This window comes from uncultured Maritalea sp. (assembly GCF_937139385.1).
GTDB classification, from domain to species: domain Bacteria; phylum Pseudomonadota; class Alphaproteobacteria; order Rhizobiales; family Devosiaceae; genus Maritalea; species Maritalea porphyrae_A.
Window position 1 is genome coordinate 1 of the sequence record NZ_CAKZPW010000147.1, and the last position, 3,612, is coordinate 3,612.

At 51.9% G+C, this 3,612-nt stretch carries 3 protein-coding genes; all 3 read right to left on the minus strand.

Annotated features, from left to right (window positions below; genetic code table 11):
• Window positions 1–1,174, minus strand: a 1,174-nt coding sequence (locus Q0231_RS06070) for a hypothetical protein (protein WP_299346342.1), incomplete at its 3' end; no start/stop codon positions are given.
• Window positions 1,171–1,842 carry a hypothetical protein gene (locus tag Q0231_RS06075; protein ID WP_299346345.1) on the minus strand — a complete coding sequence of 224 codons (672 nt, stop codon included), beginning with the start codon at window positions 1,840–1,842 and terminating at the stop codon, window positions 1,171–1,173. The genes Q0231_RS06070 and Q0231_RS06075, both read right to left, overlap by 4 nt.
• The coding region (locus Q0231_RS06080) for a hypothetical protein (RefSeq protein WP_299346348.1) at window positions 1,829–3,612 on the minus strand (1,784 nt) is incomplete at its 5' end. The genes Q0231_RS06075 and Q0231_RS06080, both read right to left, overlap by 14 nt.

Genomic DNA, 3,612 nt, shown 5'->3' on the forward strand with positions numbered 1-3,612 from the left:
CAACCTGCCCAGTTTGCACCGGGGTAAGCTTTCCATCATGAAAGTCAGCGTAGTTTTGAGGAACCGAAACATTCGCAACATCGGGCACATAATTCGTAACGGTGTCGGTTTGCGGGTCAAATACTCGAATTTTTCCATTCGAGTTGAAGGTTACCCGACCGTCCGCCAATTGGTAGCAACTGCCATTTTGATAGCTATTCAGGCCACTGTCGGAGACGGCCAGAGTGGTACTTCCCCACGCGCCCGCAGTAAACAAATCCGCTTCGTCCAGGGCTTTGATGGCCAGATTATTAGAGTATTTGTAGAAACAGAAATAGCGACCATTGGCATAAAACACGCCATCAATCTGGCTGTCATTGGTATATAGAGAACCCACGTTGAAGTGCCACCCTGCATTTGAGGTGATGTTCTCAGTGTCAACGATAACCGTTTTGCGGTATTGATAGCCGTTTGTGTCGGCAAAAAACATGAAGAACTTGCCGTTTGCGGCAAACACACCCATGCGGCCCTCTGCCCAGTACGTGCCGCTCCCATAGACTTGTCCGGCCCCTTTCGACGTAAATGTCACATTCGTCCACGCGCTGCTTCCCGAAGTGCCTAGTGAATTGGTGAATGAAACATCGTCGTTAGCGCCCCGAAAACCCAACGCAAAGTTTTTCCATCCTGCAACGGTGCGTGCTCCTCCCATTATCGTTCCGCCATCCATATAGCCAAAACTAGCCCCTGGCTCGAAAGGATTATTAACCCCCGCGTAGCGCCGCAAAATATCTCCACCGCTGGTTGCCAGCATTACGAGATCGTCTGCGCCCTGCCAATTGATAACACTATTTGGTGCACCGTTGATGGCCTGCACCACCTGCGGTCCCAATTGATCAGTTAAATCAAAGAGCTTGGGTGTTGCGCCGTCATAAGCCAAATATTTATCGCCCACCTGCGCGATGACATCACCAAGTGCTTTACCAGTTGTGCTCTCCTGCTCCTCTGCATTGGACCACGCAAAGGAAGCAGCAGGCGCAACAATGGAGTTGCCCCGCTTTATTTGAATCGTATGCGCCTCACTAGTAGAATTGTAAGCAGTGATATGTCCTTCAAGCGTTTTGCCTTCCGGCACTGTAAATATTTTTTGCGGTTTACCCGCCTCTGCGATGAAAGCGGATGCTAAACGTCCTGTCATTGCACACTCCGATAAGCCGCATGGGCATAAACTAGATTTGGATCAAGCACTGGCACAGCAGCAATTGCCTCGCCTAATGCCTCAATGGTCTCTGCTTGCGAGGCCAACACAGCTGCCACGTCTGTTTCTGTTTCGCCGCTGGTCACAACAATGTTCTGCGCATTAATGCTGGCGTCGGCATTCAAGTCGGGCGCGGCAAGGCCAACCACCCATTCCGAATAAGTGCCCTCACCGCGTAGTGAGCTGCCATGAAACTTCATCACGCCAGTATCGGCATCCCATTCGGTCATAATGCCTGAGACGCCAGCGTCAGCTATTCCCAGCGGCACAGCTGCAATGAAGGCGGCACTTGGCACTTTTGAACGGTCTGCCTCATTGACAATCAAGGTCACAACACCCTCTTGGATCGAGAATGTTGAAAGCGACTTGACCGATAAGATTGCGCCAAGGTGAGCAAAACTGGCAGACACGTTTGCCGCGTCTGCCATAAGTGCTGTGACCTGATCGATCGCGATTTTGGACAGTCGCGCACTCTCTTCTGCCCAGCTCCCTTTTACTTCTTCGAGCGAGTGCAACCGGTCATCAACCGAACGAAACCGGGAGTTGAAGAACTTGCTATCAATCGTAAGCAGTTCTGCGACCCGATAAATCTTATCAAACAGCCGCATAATCAAATCGTTCCGTAATTGAGAAAGGCTCCGCAACGTTTGACATGCTGGCCACAATTTTGGGTGCAAACTGTTGGTTCGCATCCCCGGCCAAGCTAAATGTCGCTGTTCGATAAATCGAGTTACCGTCAATTGTTGCATCTTCAACCGCAGTTGCGGTTTTCTCAACGCCAGCAACGATCAAAGATACAACGCAGTCATGCTTGGCTTCATCAAACCCGTCCATGCGAACGCGCACCCGCACTTCTGACGCCACAGCACCCGCATCGATCGGCTCTGCGATATGCGTAAGGCTTGTCGCAACACGTCCAACTGTGATCTCAGAATTGGCACCAATACCAATCGAAGGCATACCGTCTTTTGTGCCCACAAAAACCACTCGGAACGGCATCAAATTGGGTTGCAAACTCCAATCAACTTCTGGGATAGACTGCCCCGGCCCACAGCGATACCAAGTGCTGCCCACCATGACTTCAAAGTACACATTGGTGCCCAGCGGGATCACACGTTTGAAGGCAATCTTCAAGCTGTCAATGCCATCCGCAAGCTGCAAAGGCTGAAGTGTCACGGCTACAGTTGTCGCCTCATGCGTTTTGTACCGAAGCTGAAGGAACAAGTCTTTCTCGCCCTCAGTTCCAGGCACTTCAAAACGGTTTGAGCCAACCAAAGCAAAATGCTGTCCGTTGGTCACGGCGCGACCGGTGCTTGTCGTGCCCAAGTTGTACGCCCCAGTGGACAAAAACACAGGCGCATAGCGCGTTCCCGGCGCGATGTAGACCGGCTCAATCGGCACCTGATTGATGCCTTGAACGATATCGCCAGCCGCCAACGAGGTGCGCGCGAGGGCTTTGTTCAAATCGGGCGTGCCCGATCCATCGCACTCGCAAACCAAAACCTCAATGTTGCCTGGCCCGTTACCGGTAACATGGAAACCAATTTGATCAAGCCACCCACCGTTGGCCGCATAAACTGTTTGACCACGACCTTGCGCAGTAATCGTTGTTTCGACCTCTTCCTGCACATAATAGGTGTATTCGCGCTGCGCCTCGACGATGGTGATGTAGGTCAGTTTGAACGTGCCCGAACCAGGCGAAGTCTCGTCATATCGCGCCAAGCTGTATTTGACGCCACCAATCATTTTTTTGCCACTTGGCCGCGCCGATTGCGCGTTCCATGCAACACCAGGCACACCCACAAAGTTTTCGTAATGATAGTTGCCGGGGCCATAGTGAGAGGCGTCAGAATAGCCCGTCATTGCGCGCGATGTGTGCTCAACATTGGTGTAGGACTGGATCTGCACAGCTCCGTTAACTGACCCATTTTCAAGCGTGCGGTTTTTGGAGCTTGAAACAGGCGTCATCATGCCGTTCTGCACAGTGACCTTTGGATCTGCAGGATCTTGCAACTCAATACCGCCAACTGGCGTGCTAGATGCAGAAAGTGGAAACGACAAACCACCGCCGACGCGGGCGGCATAGTCTGCGTGATCCGTGTCCGATTTAGTATCGTTGATGAAGTGCTCTGTATTTGCCAAGAGCAGAACGCTCGACGCGCCAACTTCTTCTTCCAACCGCTTGTGTGCTTCCCAATTGCGCGAAACACCGGCTTCCAACAATAAGGTCCGATCGATCAGATGTTCCACAGCTGAGCTAGAAGCCTTCGTTGCCAGATCTTGCCCCATGTTCGCCAAATCTGAACGCAAGCTGTCAAAAGATGAAGCAACTTGAGCTTGCCAAGCGACCATTGCCTGCAATTGCGCTTGATTGCGCA

Coding starts and splice junctions, on each gene's coding strand:
- Q0231_RS06075 (WP_299346345.1), bottom strand. CDS start 1,842: ATGCGGCTGTTTGATAAGATTTATCGGGTCGCAGAACTGCTTACGATT.